This is a genomic window from Streptomyces sp. NPDC048392, assembly GCF_043200575.1.
Taxonomy (GTDB): domain Bacteria; phylum Actinomycetota; class Actinomycetes; order Streptomycetales; family Streptomycetaceae; genus Streptomyces.
In genome coordinates this window covers 138,885-141,877 of sequence record NZ_JBICYB010000010.1, presented here as the reverse complement: position 1 = coordinate 141,877, position 2,993 = coordinate 138,885, and the positions used below count along the sequence as shown (strand labels likewise).

The window sequence follows — 2,993 nt, the reverse complement described above, 5'->3', positions numbered from 1 at the left end:
CGAACCGGAGGTACCCCCAGTGAACGGACCGGCCGAGAGCGTCCCCGGCACGGACAGCGCGGAGGAGCGGGTCCTGTCGGTGTTGCGCCGCATCACCCAGGAGATCGTGCCGGAGGCCGAACCGGCCTCGTTCACGCCCGACCGCACCCTGTCCGAACTGGGCTGCAACAGCATCGACCGGGCCGAGATCGTCACCCTGGCCATGGAGGAGCTGGACATCGCGGTGCCCGTGCACGAGTTCCACCAGGGGATGGACATCGGCACCCTGGCCGCCCTCATGCGGAAGCAGCTGTGAGCGGACCCGCCACGGACGGGCGTGCGGTGGTGGTGACCGGGCTCGGCGTGCTCGGCGCCGTCGCGGCCGGCCCCGCGGACCTGACCGTCGCGCTGCGCTCGGGACGGTGCGCCCTCACCACACCGTCACCACCCGCCGACGCGGACCGGCCGGGCGTGTCCTGGCCCGCGTTCACGGCCGAGCTGGCGGCGGACGACGTACCCGACCGGGCCCTGGAGGCGCTGCCCGGCCTGCCGGACGCCCTGCTCGGCACAGCCCGGCGGACCGCGCTGCGGGCTCCGGTGCCGGTGCGGACGGGGGTCGTCGCCGCGCTCCAGGCATGGCTGGAGGCCGGGCTCGACCGTACGGCGCCGCCGCCCGAGCGCATCGGCGTCACGGTGGCCGGCAACAACCTGACGGAGCGGGTCACCGAGGACGGCCGGGCCCGTGCCGAGCGCAACCCGGCCTACCTGCCCGCCCGTTACGCCCTGCAGCACCAGGACACCGATCATGTCGCCACGCTCAGCCGCGTCCTGGGCGTGCGGGGGGAGGGCTGCACGGTCGGCGGTGCCTCGGCGAGCGGTAACCTCGCCCTCGTCCACGGCGCCCGGATGCTCGCCGCCGGGGCCGCCGACGTGTGCCTCGTCGTGGGCGCCATGACCCGGCTGTCGCAGCTCCAGACCCGCGGTTTCCTCACTCTCGGCGCGATGGCCCCGGCGGACGGCGCGTCCCCGCACCCCCCGGCGCCGTTCGACACCGGCCACCGGGGATTCCACCCCGGTCAGGCGGCGGCCTGCATGGTCCTGGAGACCGCCGCGTCCGCCCGGCTGCGCGGCGCGCCGCCCCTGGCCGGGCTCGTGGGCGGTGCCGTCGTCCTGGACGGCAATCACCTGGCCGACCCGTCGGTGGACGGAGAGGTGCGGGCCATGTCGGGAGCCCTCGCACAAGCGGGTGTGGGCGCGGCGGACATCGGTTGGGTCAGCGCCCACGGCACCGGGTCGCCGCTGGGCGACCGGACCGAGGCGGACGCCCTGCGCGAGGTCTTCGGCGCGGGCGGCCAGGGCCCCTGGATCAACGCGACCAAGGCCCTGTCCGGACACTGCCTCAGCGCCGCCGGCGTGGTCGAGGCAGTGGCCGCCGTACTGCAACTGCGGGCCGGGTTCGTGCACCCCGTCCCCGGCCTCCGCGAACCCGTCGACCCCGGCCTGCGCTTCGTGCGCGACCAGACGCGGCGGCCGTCCCGCGGATTCGTGCTGTCGAACGGATTCGGATTCGGCGGGATCAACACCGCGGTCGTCCTGGCCCACCCGGACGCCTGAGCCGGACCGTCCCGACCGCCGATGCTCAGAAGTGAACAGAACCGGGGCGGCGCCGGGACGTAGTGTCGCAACCCGCGCCGGGAGCGGCCCCATGGTGGCAGCGAGGGAAGGGTTTCGTATGACGGACACGACCGACACCACCGGACCGCTGCGCGACCCCGAGGACGAGCCGCCCGCGTTCCCGCAGGAGAAGGCACCGGGCTGCCCCTTCGACCCGCCCCCCGGATACCGCCGGTTCCAGGCCGAGGACCCGTTCGCCCGGGTCACCCTGCCCAGCGGACAGCGGGCGCGCCTGGTCACCCGGCACCGGGACGTACGGGCCGTGCTCGACGACCCCCGCTTCAGCGCCGACAGCTCCCACCCGGACTTCCCCCGGATGTTCCCCCGGCCCGTGCCCCAGGTCCTCAAGGGCACCTTCCCCCGGCTCGACGGCGCCGAGCACCTGCGCTACCGCCGCATGCTCGCCCGGGACTTCACCGGCCGCAGGGCCGAGGAGCTGCGGTCCCGGATCGAGCAGATCGTGGATCGCCGGCTGGATCTGATGGAGGAGCGGGGCGGCCCGCTCGACCTCATGGAGGCACTCGCCTACCCCGTGCCGTCCACCGTCGTGTGCGAACTGCTCGGTGTGCCGGCCGAGGACAGCCCGCTGTTCGAGTCCCGCACCCGGGTCCTCATCAACGGCCGCAGCACTCCCGAGGAGACGTTGCGGGCCAAGGACGACATCCTCCACCATCTCGAAGGTGTGGTGGCGGCCAAGGAGAAGCAGCCCGGCGACGACCTGATCAGCAGGCTGCTGGTCGAACAGGTCGCCCCCGGACTGCTGGACCGCGCCGAGGTCGCCGTCATCGCCTGGCTGCTGCTCGCCGCAGGCCACCACACCACCGCGACCATGATCGGCACCGGCACCATGCTGCTGCTGGAGAACCCCGGACAACTGGCCGCCCTGCGCGCCGACCCGGCGCTGCTGCCGGGCGCGGTGGACGAACTGCTGCGGCACCAGACGGCCATGCAGATCGGCATGAACCGGATCGCCACCGAGGACGTCACCCTCGGAGGGCGGACCGTGCGCGCCGGGGAGGGCGTCGTGTGCCAGCTGGCGACGGCCAACCGGGACGCCGAGGTCTTCCCCGACCCCGACCGCTTCGACGTCACCCGCGCCGCACGCGGCCAGCTGGCCTTCGGCCACGGCCCCCACCAGTGCCCCGGACAGTCCCTGGCCCGGGTCGAGCTTCAGGTCACCGTGAACCGGCTGTTCACCCGGCTGCCCGGACTGAGGCTCGCCGTCCCCGCGGCCGACGTGCCGTTCTGGCACCACCTGTTCGGTATCCACGGCGTCAGGGAACTGCCGGTCACCTGGTGAGACCCGCGTCGCCCCGCGGCACCGGGCGGCCCGGCGCGGC

Annotated in this window: 3 protein-coding genes; all 3 read left to right on the top strand. The window is 74.4% G+C overall.

Annotation, left to right across the window (positions count from 1 at the left end; all coding sequences use genetic code 11):
* Nucleotides 1-19: 19 nt before the first annotated feature.
* The 3 genes from ACGFYH_RS16750 to ACGFYH_RS16740 all read left to right on the top strand — a co-directional run bounded on the left by ACGFYH_RS16750 (nucleotide 20) and on the right by ACGFYH_RS16740 (nucleotide 2,953).
* Nucleotides 20-295 (top strand): phosphopantetheine-binding protein, encoded by a 276-nt coding sequence (locus tag ACGFYH_RS16750; RefSeq protein WP_393803857.1) that lies wholly within the window; start codon nucleotides 20-22, stop codon nucleotides 293-295.
* Nucleotides 292-1,593: a beta-ketoacyl synthase N-terminal-like domain-containing protein gene (locus tag ACGFYH_RS16745; protein WP_393803856.1), complete on the top strand. Its 1,302-nt coding sequence runs from the start codon at nucleotides 292-294 to the stop codon at nucleotides 1,591-1,593. The genes ACGFYH_RS16750 and ACGFYH_RS16745 overlap by 4 nt, the downstream gene beginning before the upstream one ends.
* Nucleotides 1,594-1,711: 118 nt before the next feature.
* Nucleotides 1,712-2,953 carry a cytochrome P450 gene (locus tag ACGFYH_RS16740; protein WP_393803855.1) on the top strand — a complete coding sequence of 414 codons (1,242 nt, stop codon included), beginning with the start codon at nucleotides 1,712-1,714 and terminating at the stop codon, nucleotides 2,951-2,953.
* Nucleotides 2,954-2,993 lie beyond the last annotated feature (40 nt).